This window comes from Vicinamibacterales bacterium, assembly GCA_041659285.1.
In the GTDB taxonomy this organism is placed as follows: Bacteria; Acidobacteriota; Vicinamibacteria; order Vicinamibacterales; family UBA2999; genus 12-FULL-67-14b.
The window spans coordinates 117238-136847 of record JBAZYO010000012.1; the positions used below are offsets into that span (position 1 = coordinate 117238).

General features: G+C 69.5%; 11 protein-coding genes. All 11 read right to left on the reverse strand.

Going from position 1 to position 19610, the window contains the following annotated elements; translation table 11 throughout:
• The 11 genes from WC815_18155 to WC815_18205 all read right to left on the reverse strand — a co-directional run bounded on the left by WC815_18155 (window position 1) and on the right by WC815_18205 (window position 19454).
• On the reverse strand, window positions 1-6396 hold the full coding sequence (locus tag WC815_18155) for a type I polyketide synthase (GenBank protein MFA5910708.1): 6396 nt from the start codon (window positions 6394-6396) through the stop codon (window positions 1-3).
• A gap of 2 nt (window positions 6397-6398) precedes the next feature.
• Window positions 6399-11933: a beta-ketoacyl synthase N-terminal-like domain-containing protein gene (locus tag WC815_18160; protein ID MFA5910709.1), complete on the reverse strand. Its 5535-nt coding sequence runs from the start codon at window positions 11931-11933 to the stop codon at window positions 6399-6401.
• A complete protein-coding gene (locus WC815_18165; protein MFA5910710.1) occupies window positions 11924-12625 on the reverse strand; it encodes an alpha/beta fold hydrolase in 702 nt (233 codons plus the stop codon). Before WC815_18165 ends, WC815_18160 begins: the two co-directional genes overlap by 10 nt.
• Window positions 12626-12747: 122 nt before the next feature.
• Window positions 12748-13185 carry a DUF697 domain-containing protein gene (locus WC815_18170; protein MFA5910711.1) on the reverse strand — a complete coding sequence of 146 codons (438 nt, stop codon included), beginning with the start codon at window positions 13183-13185 and terminating at the stop codon, window positions 12748-12750.
• A gap of 14 nt (window positions 13186-13199) precedes the next feature.
• Window positions 13200-14849 (reverse strand): cyclic peptide export ABC transporter, encoded by a 1650-nt coding sequence (locus WC815_18175; GenBank protein MFA5910712.1) that lies wholly within the window; start codon window positions 14847-14849, stop codon window positions 13200-13202.
• Window positions 14850-14863: 14 nt separating this feature from the next.
• The gene (locus tag WC815_18180) at window positions 14864-15154 is read right to left on the reverse strand and encodes a hypothetical protein (GenBank protein ID MFA5910713.1); all 291 of its coding nucleotides are present in this window, start codon (window positions 15152-15154) and stop codon (window positions 14864-14866) included.
• A gap of 13 nt (window positions 15155-15167) precedes the next feature.
• Window positions 15168-15356 (reverse strand): hypothetical protein, encoded by a 189-nt coding sequence (locus WC815_18185; GenBank protein MFA5910714.1) that lies wholly within the window; start codon window positions 15354-15356, stop codon window positions 15168-15170.
• Window positions 15353-16549 carry an ABC transporter substrate-binding protein gene (locus WC815_18190; GenBank protein MFA5910715.1) on the reverse strand — a complete coding sequence of 399 codons (1197 nt, stop codon included), beginning with the start codon at window positions 16547-16549 and terminating at the stop codon, window positions 15353-15355. The genes WC815_18185 and WC815_18190 overlap by 4 nt, the downstream gene beginning before the upstream one ends.
• Before the next feature lie 12 nt (window positions 16550-16561).
• Window positions 16562-17473 carry a prohibitin family protein gene (locus WC815_18195; protein MFA5910716.1) on the reverse strand — a complete coding sequence of 304 codons (912 nt, stop codon included), beginning with the start codon at window positions 17471-17473 and terminating at the stop codon, window positions 16562-16564.
• Window positions 17474-17584: 111 nt separating this feature from the next.
• Window positions 17585-17917: a hypothetical protein gene (locus tag WC815_18200; protein ID MFA5910717.1), complete on the reverse strand. Its 333-nt coding sequence runs from the start codon at window positions 17915-17917 to the stop codon at window positions 17585-17587.
• A gap of 100 nt (window positions 17918-18017) precedes the next feature.
• Entirely contained in the window at window positions 18018-19454 is a 1437-nt protein-coding gene (locus tag WC815_18205) for a hypothetical protein (GenBank protein MFA5910718.1), read from the reverse strand.
• Window positions 19455-19610: the final 156 nt, after the last annotated feature.

Consider the following 19610-nt stretch of genomic DNA (forward strand, 5'->3'; position numbering starts at 1 on the left):
CTAGTGTTGCTCCAGCTCGCGCGAGAGCATTTCGGCCAGCTCGGCTTCGGTGAGATCGTCCAGGGCCGCCACCGCGGCGGCAGTGCCGTTGTCGGCGGGCTGGGACGCGGCGGGCGGCAGCGTCCATTCGGGCACTTGTGCCAGCAAGTACCCCGCGAGCGCCTCGATGCTGCCGTACTCGAGCACCACGGTGGTCGGGAGGCTCCGGTGCAGCTCCTGCTCGAGTTGGTTGCGCAGCTCGAGCGAGGTCAGCGAGTCCATCCCCAGCGAGAAGAACCCACGCGTGGCGGGAATGTCCGTCGCGTCAGGCCGCCCGAGCGTGGCCGCCACGCGGGCCTGCAGATATCGAGTCAAGGCGGCGCGCCGTTGGTCGGGCGCCAGCCCGGCGATCGTGCGCACGAGTTGCGGCCCGGCAACTGGGCCGGTGTCGTCGGCTGAAGTGCCCTGGACGCCCCGAAACAACGACGGTATGTACTTGGTGCCGAAGCGCGCGTGGAAGCGGGACCAGTCCACCGGCATCACCATCGCCTGCGCCTCGCCGCGATCGAGCAGGGTCTCCATGGCGCGCCAGGCCGGCGCCTCGTCGAGCAGGGTGATGCCGGCCGCGGCCATGCGCTGGCGGTCGGCGTCGGCCAGGCGGGCGGCCATGCCGCTGCCGCCCCATGGTCCCCAGTTGACGCTGAGCGCGGGGAGCCCGGAGGCCCGGCGGTGCGCCGCCAGCGCGTCGAGGCCGGCGTTGGCCGCGGCGTAGTTGCTCTGACCCGGCGTGCCGATCAGCGCCGCCGCCGACGAGAACAACACGAATCGCTCGAGGTCCCTGCCGCGTGTGCAGCGGTGCAGGTTCCACGCGCCAACCAGCTTGGCGCGTGACACGCGCGCAAAGGCTTCCGGCGTCTGCTGCGCGATGATCCCGTCCGCCAGCTCACCGGCGGTGTGGTAGATCGCGGCGACCGGCGCCGCGAAGTCCGCCTCCATGCCATCGAGGACACGCGCGACTTCATCGCGGTTGGCGACGTCGGCGACGTAGCACCGGGCCTTGACGCCGCCCTGCCGCAGTGTTTCCAGGAACGCGAGCCGCTCGTCGTTGGGCTCGGCCCGCGCGATCACGGCAAGGCGACGCGCGCCACCGGCCTGCAGGTGCCGGCAGAGCGCCTGGCCGAGCGCGCCAAAGCCTCCCGTCACCACGTCGATGCCCCGCCGCGGCTGCCGGTCGGCGATCGGCATCACGATGGCGACCTTGCCCACGTGCCGCGCGCGCGAGACCAGGCGAAACGCGTCGGTGACGGCACTGGCGGGAAAGGCCTGCGTCCGGATTGGCTGCAACGTCCCCGACTCGAGGCCGGAGGCGATCGTGTCGAGCATCTCGCGAATGCGGCCGGGCTCCGCCCGCGCCACGTCGGCGAGATCGAACGGCGAATACTGGATGTCGGGCCGGAGGGCGGCGACCTGCGCGGCCGGCCAGGTCCCGGTCTTCCCGATCTCGACAAAGCGCCCGCCGGGCGCGGTGCAGTCGAGTCCCGCGCGGATCAGCTCGCCGGTGAGGCTGTTCAACACGACGTCCACGCCACGGCCGCCGGTGGCGTTCATGATGGCGGCGGAAAACCCGGGCGTGCGCGAACCGTAGATCCACTGGATGCCCTGCTCGCGCAAGACCCGCTGCTTGGGCGCGCTGGCCGTCGCGAACACTTCGGCGCCGAGCGAGCGCGCCACCTGGATCGCGGCCTGTCCGACCCCACCCGTCGCGGCATGAATGAGCACCCGCTCGCCCGCCTTGACCTGCGCCACCGTCACCAGCGCGTGCCACGCGGTCAGGAACGCCAATGGAATGCCGGCGCCCTCGGCGAACGTGACGGAGTCGGGCAGCCGGGTCACGAACCCGGCCCGGCTGATCACGGTGTGCGCCATCGAGCCGGGCGTCAGCGTCAACATCACGCGATCACCAGCGGCCGCGGAAGTCACGCCGGCACCCGCCGCCAGCACCACGCCGGCGGCGTCGAACCCAAAGGCGGAATCGGCGGTCAGCTCGAGCGCGCCGAGCGCATGCAGCACGTCCTTGAAGTTCAGGCCCGCGGCGCGCACGGCGACCAGCACCTCACCAGGCCCGGGCGAGGGCACGGCGGCCGGTTCAAACGCGAGGCTGTCGAGATTGCCGATGGTCCGGCAGATCAGCCGCGCCGGAGCGGCGGCCACCAGCACGCGAGGGCCCTCCGCCGCCCGCAGCCGCAACGCCAATCGCGCGTTGTTGCGCCACGCGATCTGATCCTCGTCTTCCGCTCGACACTCCGCCGCAACCGCCGACGCGCAATCGTCGTCTGTGGACACCGGATCCAGGTCGACACACGCGCACCGCAGGCCGGGGAGCTCGTTGCGGACCACTCGCGCAAAGCCCCATAACGGCGCCCGGCCGGCGCCCGGCTCGTCGATCGCCGAGTCGGGCGATTGCGCGCCACGGGTCACGAACAGCAGCCGCGGTTGCCGCGACTCGGCCAGAGCGCCAAGCGCGCGCACGGTCGCGAGCGCTTCCGCCAGCAGCGCGCCCGGCTCGACCGGCGTGCCGGCAACCGCCAGGTAGCACACGCCGGCGATGTTCGCGCCCTCGCGCGCGGCGGCGCCAGCGACGTCCGCCACGGCTACCGTGCGCGCGCGACGGCCGCCCTCGGACAAACGCGCCGCCACCTTCTCACCAAGATCCGTATCGTCTCCGGCAACGAGCCACTGGCCGCTCGTTGCGGGCGGGGCGCCGATCGCGGCGGCCGCTTCCCACACCGGCATCCACATCGGCGCGCGCTCGCCGGCAGCGGCCGGTTCGGTGGCGCCGACTTCGTGCATCCGGATGCCGTCGATGCGCACGCGCGCGACGCCGTCGCGATCCGCGATCGACAGGGCGCAGAAGGCCGAGCGGCCGCTCGCCGTGGAGGCATCCGTCTCCCACCGGCACTCCACGCGACCGGCGGGCGTGGTCGGCCCAGCCACGTCGAGTCGCGCGATTCCGGCAGGGATGTAAGTGCGATCGCCCAGGTCCGGCCGCGTCGCGGCCAGCGCCTGCAGCGCCGTGTCGAGGATCACCGGGTGCAGCAGGTAGTCGACGTAGCCGCCGCTGGGCGGCACCGCGAACTCGGCCGATCCGTAATGGCCGGGATGCGAATCCAGCCGCAGCAGCGACTGGAACGCCGGACCGTAGTCGATGCCGCGGCGGCTCGAGGCGTCGTAGAACTGCGCGCCGGTCATCGACGAGAGAATCCCGGATGGGGATTCGACCCGCGGGCCGCCGGCGGCCTCGGGCGGCAACGGTTGCGCCGTACACCGCATGTGCTCGGTCCATTGGCCCGCGGCCGCATCAGTGAGCGCGCAGATTCGGATCGCGCACCCGCCCGGCTCCACAGTCACGATGGCCTGCACCTCGATGCTGGCGGACGCCGGCAGGATCAACCGGCGGTGGAACTCGATGCCCGTCAATCGCAGTGCGACGGTCCCGAGGTGATCGGCGGCGGCGGCCAGCGCCGCCTCGACGAAGCACGCCGCCGGCACCACGACCGCGCCTTGTATCCGGTGGTCGCGCAGCAACGGCGACGACTCCGGCGACAGGCGAGCCGCGTAGATCTTCTCCGGCAGCGGCGACGGTGCCCGCCGCCCCAGGAAGGGGTGGCCGGAATCCTGGCGCCAGTGATCGCCGCCTTCAGCCTTCGTGGCTCCGCCATCCACCCAGCAACGGCGACGCTGAAAGGGATAAGTGGGAACCGGCGCCACCGGGTAAGCCGTGGCGAAGACGCGGTCCCATGTGACGTCGCACCCGCGGGTGTAGAGGTGCGCCAGCGTCTCCAGCGTTGCGGCGGCGTCGCCACTCTTCATGCTCGGCAGCCACGTCGCGTCGAGCGGTCCGGCACTTTGCCGCGCCGCCGCCAGCAAGCTGGCCGAAGGCCCGATTTCCAGGATGATGGTGGGAGCGTGGCTGGCCATCGCGCGGGCCGCGTCGGCAAAGCGAACCGGGTTGACGATCTGGTTCGTCCAGTATGCGGCCGTGGCCACGTCGTGCGGGCCGTCCGCGCCGGCGCCGGTGAGCTCCATCGGCACATCAGGGGCGGCGAAGCCGACGGCCGCCGCCGCCGCTGAGAACTCCTCCAACACCGGCCGCATGAGCGGTGTGTGAAACGCGTGTGACACGGCGAGGCGCTTGCACGGCTGACCGGCGCGCTCGAGATCGGCCAGGCAGGCGTCGAGGGCATCCGCCGCGCCGGCAATGACGACCGCGCGCGGCCCGTTCACGGCCGCCACCGTCAACGCGCCGTGGCTGCCGCTGATGCGCGCGAGGGCGTCTGCCTCCGACATCAGCAACGCCGCCATGCCGCCATTGACCGGCGTGCGCTGCATCAGCCGTCCGCGCTGCACCACCAGGCGGACCGCGTCTTCCAGCGGCATGACGCCGGCGGTCCAGGCGGCGGCGTACTCGCCGATGCTGTGGCCGACCACCACCGCCGGCTCGATGCCCCAGGCGCGCCACATCGACACCAGCGCGTACTGCAGTGTGAACAGGCACGGTTGCGTGTATTCCGTCTGATCGATGCGCGGGTCGTTCACGTCACCCACGATCAACGGCAGTGGCGACCACCCGGCGTGGCGCTCCACCAGGCCGGCGCACTCGGTGAGCGCCTCTCGGAATCGCGGCACGGCATGAAAGAGCGCCGTGCCCATACCGCTGTACTGCGCGCCCTGGCCGCTGAAGACGAACGCGATCCGCGGGGCGATGGCATTCGCATCCGCACGGGGAGACAGGTCCAGCCGCGCGAGCTTCTCCGCCGCCTCGCCGGCGTCCCGGGCCACGACCGCGGCCCGATCGCTGAAGTGATTGCGGCGCCGGGCCGCGGTGTGGGCGATCGCCGACAGCGGCAGGTCGGTACGACCAAGGAACTCGACGTAGCGGTCGCGAAGTTCGGCGAGCGCGGCCGGGCTCCTGGCCGAGAGCACGAGCGGAAGCGGCTCAGCGTCCGGCTGGCGCGGCGGCGTCGGCGCTGCGGCCGGCGGCGGCGTCAGCAGGACGTGCGCGTTGGTGCCGCCGAGCCCGAATGCGCTCACGCCGGCGGCGCGCGTCCCGTCGATCCAGGGCGTCAGCGTGGTCGGCACCACCAACGGGCTGCGATCCCAGTCGAAGGCCGGGTTCGGCGTGTCGAACCGCGGCTGGGCCGGCATCGCCTGATGCTGCAGGGCGAGGATCACCTTGACCACGCCGGCGATACCCGCCGCCGCCTCGAGGTGCCCGATGTTGCCCTTCACCGAGCTGACGTAGAGGGGGCGCCGGTCGCGCCCCTCGGCCGTGAAGACTTCGGCCAATGCCGCCAGCTCGATCGGATCGCCGAGGATGGTGCCGGTGCCGTGCGCTTCGATCCAGTCAACGTCGCGCGGCGCGAGGCCGGCGCGGCGCAGCGCCTCGCGCAGCAACTGCTCCTGGGCGAGGCCGTTCGGCACCGTCAACCCGCTGCTCGCGCCGTCATGATTGACCGCCGAACCGGGAATCAACGCGAGGATGGTGTCGCCGTCGCGTTGCGCATCGCGCAGCCGCTTGAGCACCAGCATCCCGCCGCCTTCACCCCGCCCATACCCGTCGGCCGCGGCCGAGAACGACTTCGATCGGCCGTCGGGCGAGAGCGCGCCAATGCGCGACAGGTAGATCGTGACTTCGGGAGACAGCACCAGCTGCACGCCACCGGCCAGCGCCTGCGCGCATTCGCCGTTGCGCAGCGCCTGGCAGGCGAGGTGCAACGCCACCAGGCCGGACGAGCAGGCGGTGTCGATCGCCATGCTCGGTCCGTGCAGGCCGAGCACGTACGAAAGACGGGCGGCGGAGAAGCAGAAGGAACTGCCGGTGCCATCGTAGGGCGAAATGCGCTCCGGCCGGCCGCCGAACAGGCGCAGCTGCGCATAGTCGTTCTGGCCAATCCCGACGTAGACGCCGGTCTGGGAATGACGCAGCTGCTGCGGCGCCATGCCCGCGCGTTCGAGGGCCTCCCAGCTCACCTCCAGCAGCAGGCGATGCTGTGGATCGAGCGCGTCGGCCTCGCGGCCGGAGATCCCGAAGAACTCGGGATCGAAGTCAGCGACCTGATCGAGAAACGACCCGTGGCGAACGTAGTGCGTGCCGGCGACGCGGGCATCGGGATGGTAGAAGCGCTGCCACGCCCAGCGATCCGCCGGGATCTCGCGAACCGTGTCGGCGCCGCTCGCCAGAATCCGCCAGAACGCTTCCGGAGTGTTGGCCCCACCTGGAAAACGGCAGGACATGCCGACCACCGCAATCGGCTCCGGCGAACGCTGGTCCGCGTCGGCGAGCTGCTTCTTGAGTTGCTGGATGACCGTGTAGGACTTGCGGAGCGCCCCCTCGAGCTCTTTCGATGACTCGTGCATGGTCACTCTCGCGCGGCATTCTCGATGGTCTCGAATTCCAGGGCGATTCGTTCCACGAGTTCACGAGGGCTGAGGGCATCGCTGACGCGGTCGGGCCGCACCAAGGAGACGATGCGGTCGGTCAGCGCGTTGATGGTCGCGTAGTTGAAGAGGTCCGCGTTGGAGAGCACGACCCCAAAATCCGCCGACAGGCGGGCGCGAATGGCGGCGACGCCAATCGAATCGAGTCCCATGTCGAACAGGCCGCGATCGGCGTCCGGGACGCGGGCGGCGCCGAGCTCGCCCGCCACCGCGATGCCGATGTGGTTGCGGATGCGGACCCGTAGCTGCTCCACCGTGCCGCCTTGCAGATCGACCGCCGCGGCGCGCGCCTCCTCGGGCGCGGACTCCCGGCGTGGCGCGACCCGCGAGAGGAACGGACTGGGACGACGGGTGGTGAAGGCGGCAAGGAACTGATCCCAGCGCACGTCCACCGCCGCCACCCGCGCATGGTGGGTGCCGAGGAGCGCCGAGAAGAGACGGAGCGCGCGCGCGGGCTCGATCGGGTCGAGGCCGGTCCTCGCCAGGCGCGCCTGCAGCGCCGCCGTCACCATGCCGCCACCGGCCCACGGTCCCCAGCCGATGGCCAGGCCAGGTAGGCCGAGGCGCCGTCGATGCTCGCAGAGCAGGTCGAGGAAGTGGTTGCCGGCGGCGTAGTGCGCCTGCCCCGCGCTGCCCCACCACGACGAAATCGACGAGAAGCAGACGAAGAAGTCGAGGGCGCGATCGCGCGTCAGCAGGTGCAGGTTCCAACTGCCCGTCACCTTCGAACCGGCCACGTCTCGCAACGCCTCCGGCGTCATCGCCGCGATCGGGCATTCCTGCGCGACGCCGGCGGCATGAACCACGCCCGCCAGCGGCAACCCGGTCGCCGCGATCGCGTCGAGCACGCGCCGGCCGTCTTCCAGGCAGGTGATGTCGCCGTGGATGAAACGCACGCCGGGCGGGACGCGATCCCGGATCGCGTCGGGCATGCCCTCGCCGCGGCCGCTCAGCACCACGTGCCTGGCGCCGTTCTCGAGCAGCGCGCCGAGCACGTGCTGGCCCAGCGCCCCGGTGCCGCCGACGATCCAGTAGACGGCGTCATCGCGAAGCCGGCGCGGCGCCTGCATATCGGGACCGGCCGCCGGCATCAGGCGCGGCACGAACCATCGCCCGCCGCGCCGCGCCAGTTGATCCTCGTCGCCCGCCGCGGTCAGCGCGCCGATCAGCGCATCGGCGTCGGCGGCGCCGAAGCCGGCCGGCAGATCGACGAGGCCACCCCACAGGTGCGGCACCTCGAGCGCCGCCGCCTTGCCGGCACCCCACGCGCACGCGCCGTCGAGCCGCACGGCGTCACCGGCGAGAACCGGAATCGCGCTCTCGGTGACGACCCAGCATCGCGCGGCTATGCCCGTGGTCTCGATCTGGCGCAGGGTCTCGATGATCCGCTCGGTCAGCGCCAGTGCCCGCACATCGGGCGCCTCGTCTCCCTCGGACGGCGCGTGCACGATCACGAGCGCCGGCGCCTGGCCCGGGGCGGGCAGCTCGGTAACGCGCCGCAGCCCGGGCGACCGGTCGATCGCCGCGGCCAGCAGCGGGCTGTCGCCAATCAGGAGGCACGGACGCCGGGACCCGGCGCTGATGGTCGCGTCAGGCGCGGGTGGCGTCTCGGCGACGATCCATTCGGTCACGTAGGTGCCGGGCCGATCGCTGCCCTCGTCCACCACTTGCCGCTGGTGCAGCGCCGAGAACGCCTTGACCACCGCGGCCACGGTCGCGGGTTCACGCTCGAGACCGCGGTCGTGCGCCAGCACCTGGGCAATGGCCTCCTCGTCCCGCCCCGCGGCCAGCGCCTGCAGGAGCGGACTGCGATCGCCGGCCTGAACTCGATGCTGCCGGCCGCCGAACGGATAGAGCGGCAGCGCCCACGCATCAGCGGGCGATACCGGCGGCTCGGAGTCCGGCAGCCGGCCTTGGGGCGCCGCGGCCGTGCCGCTGGCGACGAAGGCCGAGAGTTGCCCCACGAGATCCGCGCGTGAGGTGAACGACAGCGCCAGGCGGTGCGAGAACCGGGCGCGGGTCGCGGCTGCGGATGCGCACAAACCTGACAGGTCGTCTGACGCCGACTGGCACAGGTGCAGGTATCGCGCGGCCAGCGCGCGAAGCGCGGCGCCATCGCGCGCCGACACGACGAGACGCGAGGTCGCCGTCACCGGCGTTCGATCCGACGGGCGCGCGGCCCGGCCGGCCGGATCGTCGCCGACAATCACGTGGGCGAGGGTGCCGCCGAAACCGAAGGAGCTGACTGCGGCCACGCGCTCGACATCGCGCTTCGGCCAGGGCGTCACACCCGCGGTCAGCGTCAGGCCCGTCCCGTCGAGGGCGGCGTGCGGACTGGCGCGGTCGATGCGAAGCGCCGGAATCTCGTCGTGCTGAAGCGCCAGGATGGCGGCAATCAGGCCGGCAATCCCCGCCGCGCCTTCCAGGTGGCCGATGATGCCTTTCACCGCGCCCACGCGGCAGGCCGCGGCGCCGGTCCGGCCGTAGCACGCCGCGAGCGCGCTCAGCTCGATCGGATCGCCGAGCGGCGTTCCCGTGCCGTGCGCCTCGACATACTCCACCGAGGCGGCGGTGACGCCGGCGCGGGCCAACGCCTGGCGAATCACGACGCGCTGCGCCTCACCGTTGGGAGCCGACAGGCCGTTGCTGCGGCCATCCTGCACGACCGCCGAGCCGCGAAGAACGGCGAGCACGCGGTTGCCGTCACGGCGCGCCGCCGACAGCGGCTTGAGCACGACCAGGCCGCAGCCCTCGCCGCGGACGTAGCCGTCGGCCGCGGCGTCGAACGGCCGGCACCGGCCGGTGGGCGACAACATCGCCGCGCGCTCGAGCACGCCGGTGACTTCCGCGCTGACGAGCGCATTCACGCCACCGACAATCGCGAGGCTGCAATCGCCGGACCGCAAGGCCTGGCAGGCCTGGTGCACCGCCACCAGGGAAGCCGAGCAGGCGGTGTCAATCGTGAGGCTGGGCCCGCGGACATCGAGGAAATACGACAGCCGGTTCGCGATGATCGCGGCCGAAGTGCCGGTCGCGGCGAAGCGGTCGGGGCCGCCGGGAGCGCCGTAGACGTCGGGCGCGTAGTCAACGGCGCTCACACCGACAAATACCCCGGTGTCGGATCCGGCCAGCGCGTGCGGGACGATGCCGGCGTCTTCGAGCGCGTGCCAGGCGGTCTCGAGCAGGAGCCGCTGCTGCGGATCGAGCGACCGCGCCTCGGCGTCGGAGATCCCGAAGAACTCGGCGTCGAACCGAAACAGGTCGCGGAGGTAGCCGCCGCGACCGACGCTGCGGTTGGCGGGGAACCGCCCTGCCGGCGGCGGCACGATCGCATCACCGCGTCCGGTCAGCGTCTGCCAGAAGGCCGAGGGCGAGTCGCTGTCACCAGGGAAATTGCAGCCGATCCCGATCACCGCGATGCGATCGTCCGCGGCGCTGACCGGCTGCGGTGCCACCACGGCCGGCTCGTCCCCGGCCAGGAACGCCGCGAAGGCGCGGATGCTCGGATACTCCCACAGCGCGGTCACCGGCACCTTGCGCCCCGACTGCTCCTCGATCTGCGCCGCGATCTCGACGGCCTCGATCGAACTCAGCCCGAACGACGAGAAGGGTTCGCTGAGATCGATGAGCGCGTCCGGCGTCTTCTTGCGCGTTGCCATGAGGCGGCGCAGCCAGGCCGCCCATTGCCGTGCGTCGGTTCGCGCCTCGCCGGCCGGCGTCTCCGTGCCGGCGACCGCGGCGTCGGTGGCGGCATGCCACTGCGCGATCGGCGAGAACCCGCCGTTCACGAACGCGGCCTTGCAGGCGCGCCGTTGCACCTTGCCGCTAGAGGTCTTGAGGATGCTGCCCTTGGGCAGCAGCACGATCGCGTCGCAGGCCAGTCCGTGCTCGCGCGACACCGCGGCGCGAATGGCGGTGATGACGGCATCGGTGTCGGCGGCACGGCGGCTCAGCTCGGCGGCGACCACCAGGCGCTCGGCGCCATCGCGCTCCACCGGGAACGCCGCGACAAAACTCTCGCGCACGTCGGCCGCGGCGGCTTCGACCGTCGCTTCGATATCGTGGGGATAGTGATTACTGCCGGCGATGATCAGGAGATCCTTCAGCCGGCCGGTGAGATAGATCTCGCCCTGGCGCGTGAAGCCGAGATCGCCGGTCCGGAGCATGGGCCCGCGGCCCGCGGCCGTGACGGCCGCGAAGGTCTCAGCGGTCTCATCGGGCTTCTTCCAGTAGCCAGCCGCGACGCTGGCATTCGCCATCCAGATCTCCCCCACCACATCGTCGGGGAGCTCCTGCCGCGTGTCCGGATCGACAATGGCCAGGGGATAGTCGCCGGCGGGAACGCCGCAACTGATCACCGCGCGGGCCTGCGGATGCTCGGGCGCAACATCGACGCAGCGGCCGCGCTCGAGGGCGTCAGGCGCGAGGAACGCGGTGCGATACGGCGTGCCGTTCTCCTTGGCGCTGACCACCAGCGTCGCTTCGGCCAGCCCATAGGCCGGGGCAAAGGCGGTGGGCCGGAAGCCGAAGCGCGCGAAGGTGGCGATGAAACGCTCGGCGGTGTCGCGCCGGACCGGCTCGGCGGCGCTGGCCGCGACCACCAGGGAGCTCAGGTCGGTGTCGGGCGCGAGGCGATCGGCCGCGCGATCGATGCACAGCTGGTACGCGAAGTTCGGTCCGTGAATGTGCGTGGCGCGGTACCGCGAGACCGCGTCGAGCCAGCACCAGGGCCGCTTGATGAAGGCGACCGGCGAGATCACGTAGCAGGCCGACATCGAGTACAGCGGGTGCAGCAACCCGTCGATGAGACCGTAATCGTGGAAGTACGGCATCCACGTCACCGACGTGGACTCGGCGCTGTAGCGAAAGCTCTTTTGCAGCCGGCCGAGATTGTCCAGGATGTTGGCGTGCGTGACCATCACGCCCTTGGGGCTGGAGGTGGACCCGGACGTGTACTGGAGAAGGGCGAGGTCGTCCGGCGCCGCGTCGTGCGGCTCGAGCTGCGGGCCGTCGGCGGTCACATCCGTCACGATCCAGGGCAGGTCGCGGAGATCGCTGGCGCCGGCAAAGGCTTCGCGCGCCTGGTCGCGGATCTCCAGGCTCGCCACCACCGCCGCGGCGTCGCAGTCGGCGACCACCGCCCGCATCCTGGGCAGCGTGCGCTTCAGGCGCGACACGTCCGGCGGCGGCACCGGAACCGGAATGGCCCCGGCGAAGATGCAGGCCATGAACCCGATCATGAAGTCGAGGCTGTTGTCCTGCAGCAGCAGCACGCGGTCGCCGGGCCGGACCCGCTCACGCAGGAGCCGGGCATGGACGCCGGCCAGCCGGTACAGCTCTCCGTAGGTCAGCGCGCGCGCGTCATCGCGTCCCTGCGCGAGGAACGTGTACGCGTCCCGGCCGGGCGCCGTCGCGACGCACCGCTCGAGAATGGACGCGACTCCCTTCACGCCCATACCGGTGTCGTGACCAGTTGCCGTTGAATCGTCGCGGCGATCTCATCCCAATGCCTGAGGATGAAGAAATGGTCGCCGCTGAATTCGTGCACGCGGCACGACGCGGTCGTCTCACTCGCCCAGGCCGCGGCATCGGCGATCGTCGTGTCGTCGTCGCGCCCCACCATCACCACGAGCGGAAGGTCGAGGGGCGCCTGGTCGCGGCGTTCCCAGGTTTCGACGGCCTTGAAATCGGCGCGCAGGATCGGCTCGAAGTACTGGAGCATTTCCTGGTCCTGGAGGATCTGGGGCGGGCACCCGCCGAGCTCGCGGAGCATCGCCACGAATTGTTGCGGCGGCAGCAGGTGCCGCTGGCGTACCTGGCGTGATGCCGGCGCGTCGCTGCCCGAGAGGAACAGGGCCTCCGGCTGGGCGAGGCCGGCGGCGCGAATGCGGTGGGCGGCCAGTAACGCGAGCAGCGCGCCCATGCTGTGACCGTAGAGCGCGTAGCGACCGGCTACCGCACGCTGGCGGACCTGCTGGAACACATCGTCGGCCAGCTCTTCGAGCGAGGCACACAGCGGCTCGGGCCCGCGCCGGCCACGTCCGGGAAGCTCGAGTCCTTCGAGCTTGACGCCGGGCGCCAGTGAGCGCTCAAGAGCACGATACGACCATGCGTTGCCCCCGGCATAAGGGATACAGAAGAGATTCATTTTGGCGAACGAACATTATATCGCCCACGTTCGTCGCCCTGACGGCGGAGGGGGCCGCCGAATCTCGACCGTGTGTCCGCTTATGGCGGCTTAAGTCGCCGACGCAACGGGGGCGTTACGGACTATCCGGCTTTCTGCACCACTTCGTCCTTGAAGTGCTGGCGCATCTTGTCGGGGTCGAAGTCCAGCAGCGTGCCGCCCGATGCGAAGTGCTGCATGAACACCCGGCCGACCGCCCATGTCACGGCTCCGCCCATGGCCGACACCGAGAAACCGCCGAGCACGGGACCGAACACCGGCACCGCCTTCAGCAGGTTGCGGCCGAGGCCATAGCCGAGGCTCGTGCCGGCCAGTCCACCGAGCAAGGCCGCGACGATCGAGCGCACGCGCTCGGAATCGAACGGCACCTCGTAGACCGCCGAAATCTCCTTCAGCATCTTCACCTGGATGGCGGAGATGGCCACCCAGTCCACGAGTGGAATGGGGAGGAGCCCTGCGCCCGCCGAGTAGAGGGAGTGCGTCTTGATCAACTCCGTTGCCAGCGTATCTTTCTCAGCCATCACGCCTCCTTGAATCACGCCTGCTTGTAGGGAACGAATTCGCCGTACTCCATCTTCACGACCCGATCGGCGACGTGGAAATACTTGTCGTCGTGGCTCACGGCGATGACGGTCTTGCCGTCGCGCTTGAGCCGCGGCAGCAGCGTCTCGTAGAAGAACTGGCGGAAGGGCGGGTCCTGGTCCGCGGCCCATTCATCGAGCACGAGAATGGGGCGATCCTCGAGCAACGCCACCAGCAGGGCCAGCCGCTTCCGCTGCCCGTGCGAGAGATCGAGCGTGGTGAAGCGCCCGTTCTCATACGCCGTCTTGTGCGAGATCTGCATCAACGCCAGCAGTTCGCTGACGCGCTCGGCCGGCACGTCGCCGAGGCCGTACAGCCGATCGAACAGGTGGTACTCGCTGAACACCGCGGCGAAATGGCTTCGGTACCAGGTCGCGGTGTCGGCCGACACCAGCGTGTCGTCCATGGTCAGCGTCCCCGACTGCGGATGGTAGAGGCCGGTCAGGGCCTTGAGCAGCGTTGACTTGCCGCTGCCGTTGCCGCCGACGATGAACAGCATCTCGCCGGCGTTGACGTCGAGATCGATGGGGCCGAGGCGAAAGACGCTGCCGGTGCCACGATCGGGATACTGGAACACCGTGCGCTGCATGTGGATGCGCGAGAACGGCGCCGGCGGCGGCGCTTCGGGCCGCCCATTCTGGTTGGCCACGCTCGACGCCGTGAGCTGCGCCTCGATGTCGAAGATGTTCTGCGCCGCGACGTTGGCGGCCGAGAAGATCGGCACGGCGTTGACGATGCTGCCGAGCGGGCCGATGATGAACAGGACCGCCGCCGTCAGCTTGAGCACCACGCCCGAATACTCGGGACTCACCCGGGGCAGCAGGAACACAATCGCCGCAAGCAGGCCGTAGACCAGCAGCTGCGAGAACAGAAAGTGCGACGAGAATTCGCGGCCCGACTCGACCTTGACAGCCTCGACGGCACCCGACACGGCCCGCAGGTGCTGAAACAGGTCGGCGCCGCGGGCCTTGCGCAACCGCACTTCCTTGAAGCCGTCGAGCAGGTGCGTCAACAGCGCCAGGAACTCGTTTTCCTTGCGCTGGGCCTGGCCGAGCATCCGGGTCAGCGCCTGCGCCCGCTGCAGGTGCAGCAGGATGCCGACGCCGCACACCGCCACCGTGATGATGAAGGCCGTCTTCGAGAGAATCGCCAGGTAGCCCACGCTGAACGTGACCATCATCAGCGCCTGCGTGGCCATGACCAGCGTTGACGCCGCCTGCGAGATGTTCTGCGTTTCGCGCGCGACGACGCCGAAGATCTCGGACCGGCCCAGGTGTTCGAGCGACTCGAGGTCGGCCTTGCGGACGTCATCGGCCACCCGCACACGGATTCCGCCGAGGATCCGTTCCACCTCGGTGATCGACGTGATCAGGATGAACCGCTGGGCAAACACATAGAGCCCGATGGTGATGGCGAAGAGCGCGAGCAGCCGGTCGTTGGCCGCCTGGTTGCTGGCGTTCTCGGCCGCGGCGTTGATGATGGCCAGCAGGCCGGCATTGGCCAGGCCCGAGAACGCCACGAAGGACGCCATCTCGAGGTCAAAGCGTTGCGAGCCGCGTCGCAGGAGACGCGCCAGCGGCTGTGTGGTGAGGAACTGGAACACGGAGGGCGGCCCGCCTAGTGACGCGGGCCCAGCAGCCATCGCACCGGCGCGAGCACCGCCATCAGCGACACCGCAATCGGCAAGGTCAGCACGTCGAGGGCGTGCGTCACGCGCGCGCCTCGCGGACTCGGCACGGGAACAACCGGCGCCGGCTTCGCGCTCTCGACCACCGGTTCCGCCGCGTCTGAGCGATAGACCCAAGGCGAGCTGGCGGGCGGCGTCGCCGCCGCGGGCGTGAACGACGGCCGCGCGGCGCGCGGTTTGGGCTTGGGCTTGCGAGCGGGCGCGTCTTCGGTCTTGGCCATGGTCACTCGTCCGTTAGCGGCGGGCCACATGTCGCGGTCGCGGCGGCGACACCGGAATTGCGGCGATCAACAGCAGCAGGCCGACGATGGGCGTCAGGAGAATCGAGGCAAAGAAATAGCCCCAGAACCGGAAACGTCGGTTGCGGCCGAAAAAGGCAATGATGACTGCCAGTATCAACCAGGCCGCGATCAGCGGAATCATGGGGTCACCTCTTCTTCAGCCACCGTCTTGAAGACGCCGTCCTGCATGCGCTTGATGATAACGTGTCGCCCGACAATCGCACCATCGGTGCTGAACTTGAAATTCCCGAACAGTCCGGTCCATTCGCTGGTCTTGAGCGTGGTCGCGACCACGATTGGATCGACGCTCTGGGAGCGCTCCGCCGCCTTCACGAAGAGCGTGAACGCCTCGTAGCCCTGCGAGGATCCGTAGCCCGGGTACGACTTGAAGCGGGCAAAGAACCGGTTGCGAAAGGCCTGGAACTCCGGGTTGGTGGAGTCGGGATCCACCGCGCTGGCCAGGTAGAGGTTGTTGGCGGCGGCGCCGGCCAGGCGCCACGCGTCTGACGAGTCGAGCTTGTCGCCGGCGAGGATGGGCTGCGTAAAGCCCATGGCCTGCATGTCCACGAGCACCTTCGCGGCCCACGGCAACTGATCGGAGAGCAGGATGGCGTCGGTCGATTCAGTACGCATGGTCGCCAGCAACTCCCGGAAGTCTTGCCGCCGGTAGTCGCTGGCCGGCATGTACGACCGGTAATACGCCGGCACCAGTCCCATCTGGGCCGCGTAGTGTGGGAACCAGCGCGCCAGCGCCTCACCCTGCTCGAATCGCCCGTAGAACACGCCAATCCGATTCCAGCCCTGCTTCTTCGCGAACCCCGCAAGCGCTTCCGCAAAATCCGCGTCATCCGGGACGAGGCGGAAGGTGTACGCGAACCCGTGTTCCGTCAGGCGCGCAAGGGTCGCCTTTGGCGACAGGTAAAGGACGCCGTGATTCTCGTAGGTCACCGCGGCCGCAATCGCGGCTTCGGACGTTTCGTGGCCGATCACCCCCATCACGGTGGGGTCCCTGGCAATGCGGCGCGCGATCGCCCCATGGTCTTTCGCGACAACGGGTTCGTTGATGAACTCGACGTGCACGCGTCCGGCGAGCGGGCTGCTGCCGGCGTTCAGTTCCTCGAGGGCGAGCGTCACGCCCTCGATCAGGCTCATGCGCCCATCCTGGGGCCAGGGCACCACGACCTTCACCGACGGCGGCGGCCAGGCGCTGCCCGCGCGCAACAGCGCGGTCGGCGTGTAGTACATGTCCTTGACAATCAACCAGTACAGCAGGCCGCCGCACACCGCCATCGCGAGCAGGATGCGCAGCAGCAACACCGCAAAGGATCGGGTCATCGTGTCCCGCGCCTATTGCGGAGGCAGAATGATCGGCAGGCCATCCGCGGTGCGGCCAATGATGATGGTCTTCGCGTTCGGAGACTTCGCCAGTTCCTTGGTGGCCTGCAGCGCTTCCCACTGCAGCACGTTCGGCGTCAGCGAGCCGTTGATGAGGCCGTTGTAGACGGCGGTGCCGGCCGCTTCGATGCGCTGGCGCTCGGCCTCGGCCGTGGCGATCTTGAGGCGGAACTCGTACGCTTCCGCCGTCTCCTTCTCGACCATCTTGGCTTCGATGCGTTCCCGCACCGGCTTCGGCAGCTCGATGGACCTGACGACCACCTCGTCAATGTGCACGTAGTTCCGCGACGCCTGCTCCATCACCTCGTTGACGACGCGCTGCACCACGTCCTGCGACGTGGTGTAGATGGTGTCGAGGGCCTGCGCGCCGACGATGCCACGCAGCGCCGACTCAACCTCGGGAACCACGACCTTCTCCGGATAATCGGGCCCGACCTTCTGGTGAAGGAGACCCACCAGTTCGAGCTCGGGCCGGTATCGGATCGACAGGTCAAACTTGACCTCGAGCCCTTCCGAACTGAGCGCAGTCATCGTGTGGCGGATTTCCTGGAGCCGGACGTTGTAGACGAAGAGCTTGTCCCAGGGCGGAACGAAGCGGAGGCCTTCGCCCAGCAGCCGGTCGGTCACGGTGCCGCCGGCGAAGCGCCGGTACATCACGCCGACTTGACCCGATTCGATGGTCACGAAGATGGCGGGCCAGAAATAGGCCAGCAGGAACAGCAGGACGCCCGTGGCCAACAGCACGCGGTTTGACTGCCCCGCGACGAACGCCCACAGGCGTCGGAACGGGCCCGCCTCGCGCAGATCTTCCTGGTCGGGCAGCAGATCGTCCGCTGGGAAGGTGTCGGCGTCGAGAGTGCTCATGGAGTCAGGCCCAGCCGTGAGGCATGAGGCCCTCTATCCTACTCCAAGCCCGACGGGGCCGATCCAGGCCGCACCAGGCCCCGCGCTCGACGGGCCCTGAGGCGTTCCCCGCTAGGTGGGCCCCACTGTTGCGCCGCGCTGGGGCTCGATCGCGTCGGCCAGCTCGGAGTTGCGCTTCGCGGTGAAGCCGAACATCAGCAGCGCCACGCCGGTGGCCATCGCCCACCCGGCCTGTCGTCGTCGAACCGCGTTGACCGAGTCGCCCCCCGAAGCCTCAACTGACGAGGCGTCGGCCTGAAATGCACCCAGGCCGCCCAGGAACGTCCCATCGCCGCGCGCGGAGTTGAAGTTGTCGGGCTGATGCATCCACAGGACCAGCAGTCCAACCACCACGAATATGGCGCCCAGGATCATGGCGCCCCACGAGTATGTTTTCGGATGCATCGCGACGCTAGCCTCCCTCAACGACACGCGGATCAACAACTGATACAAGACGACACTTCGCGACATTGTGCGTTCCGGCCGGCGGGAACGCTCGGGGCCATCACTGGCACCCGTCGGTCAACCGCGCCGGAGGCGGCGGGCTGTATGGCACCCTGGCCACGGACCAGCGATTCTCCTGCCACGACCTGACGTACATCTCGAGCGGCTCCCCATCCTGTGGCGGCCACGGCGCTCCAGAGCGCGGGCGCTTCGTCCAGTAGGTGTCGGACGGCGTCACGGACTTGACGTCGAAGTTGCGCGACAGCTGATAGACCATTGCCGCCCCACCCAACGACTCATACGTCTCGACCTGGATGTCGGCGCCGACCGAGAGGTCGTCAACCCGGTTGTACGGCAGGCCGTCGAGCCGGTTGAGCGGCGATGCCGGCAGCAGGACGTATCGCACGGGCAACCCGGCGGGACACTCGATGCATGCGAACTCGCCGTCGCCGTCTTGAGGCGCGGCCGCCGGAGGCGCCGCCGGATCCAGCAGCGCCAGGCTCGCCGAGGCGAACTCGTTGTTCACACCCGCCGCCAGCACGTGGGGACGGCCCTCGAACTGCATCGACCGCAGGATCTTGATGCTCCCAGGTTGCACGTAGCGGAGCGTCTCCTTCCCTGAGGGATCGAGGCTCACGACGGCCGAGGGCCACCACGGCGAATGCTCGAACGCGAGCCACAACGTCTTTTCATGGGGCTGCGGCTCGATGTCCCAGAACGCCCATGGGCCGGTGTAGGTGCCGGCCTTGAACCTGAGCGTGATGGCCGGCGAGTACGAATAGCGAAGGCTGCCGTCCGATTCGAAGACGTGCAGCACGTCAAACGGAGTGCCGTCCGGCCCCACGTGCGAAAGCACCACGACCACTTCGCTGCGGCCGTCGCCTTCGATGTCCGCCAGCTGCCACCACTTTCGCAACTCCGGCCGAGAGCCGGTGTCGATGATGGCGATGGACTCGCTGAAGTCGTGAGACCAGATGCTGGTGCCCTCCGCATTCAGGGCCAACAGCCGCGACCCTTCGATGGCCAACACCGAAGGCGCATGATTGGGTGTGACCAGGAACGGTCGCGCGAGCACGATGGCCACGACAATCAGTACACCGAAGATGCCTGCCCAGGCCCGGAACGAGAGGGGCGCCTCGGGAATAGCGGTCACCGTGAGCGGCGCGGGGACGGGGACAGGAACGAACACCGGGAGGGGTAGATGCGCGGGCGGCTGGGCAGACACCGGCGCCTTCGGCGGCTCGACCGGTTCCGGCGGCAGGGTGGGGGCCGCGGGAGCCTTATCCGTTTTCCGGAACTCGCGGTCCGCCCGCCAGTGGTCAAGTTCGTCGGCAAACGCAAACACCGCCTGGCTGCCGTCCATCCTGCGGACGGGGAGGCCAAGCCGGGCTTCCCAGCGCTGCGCGGTGCGCACCTCGATCCCGAGGTGGCTGGCGACCTCGCCCCATGTTTCGAGGCGAACGCGCTCACGCCCATCTGATTCCCTAATGGTCTTCATGCTAGCCGCCGCATCTTATCGACATCGACGGACACAATCGCAGCCTTCCGACCCTGAAGGAGGCCAAAAACAGGGCATTGTCGCGATGTGTCGCATGTTGCCGTGCGCGCGGCCGACCCGAACCAGGGCCAGTGCGAACGGCTGTGTGCGACCGGG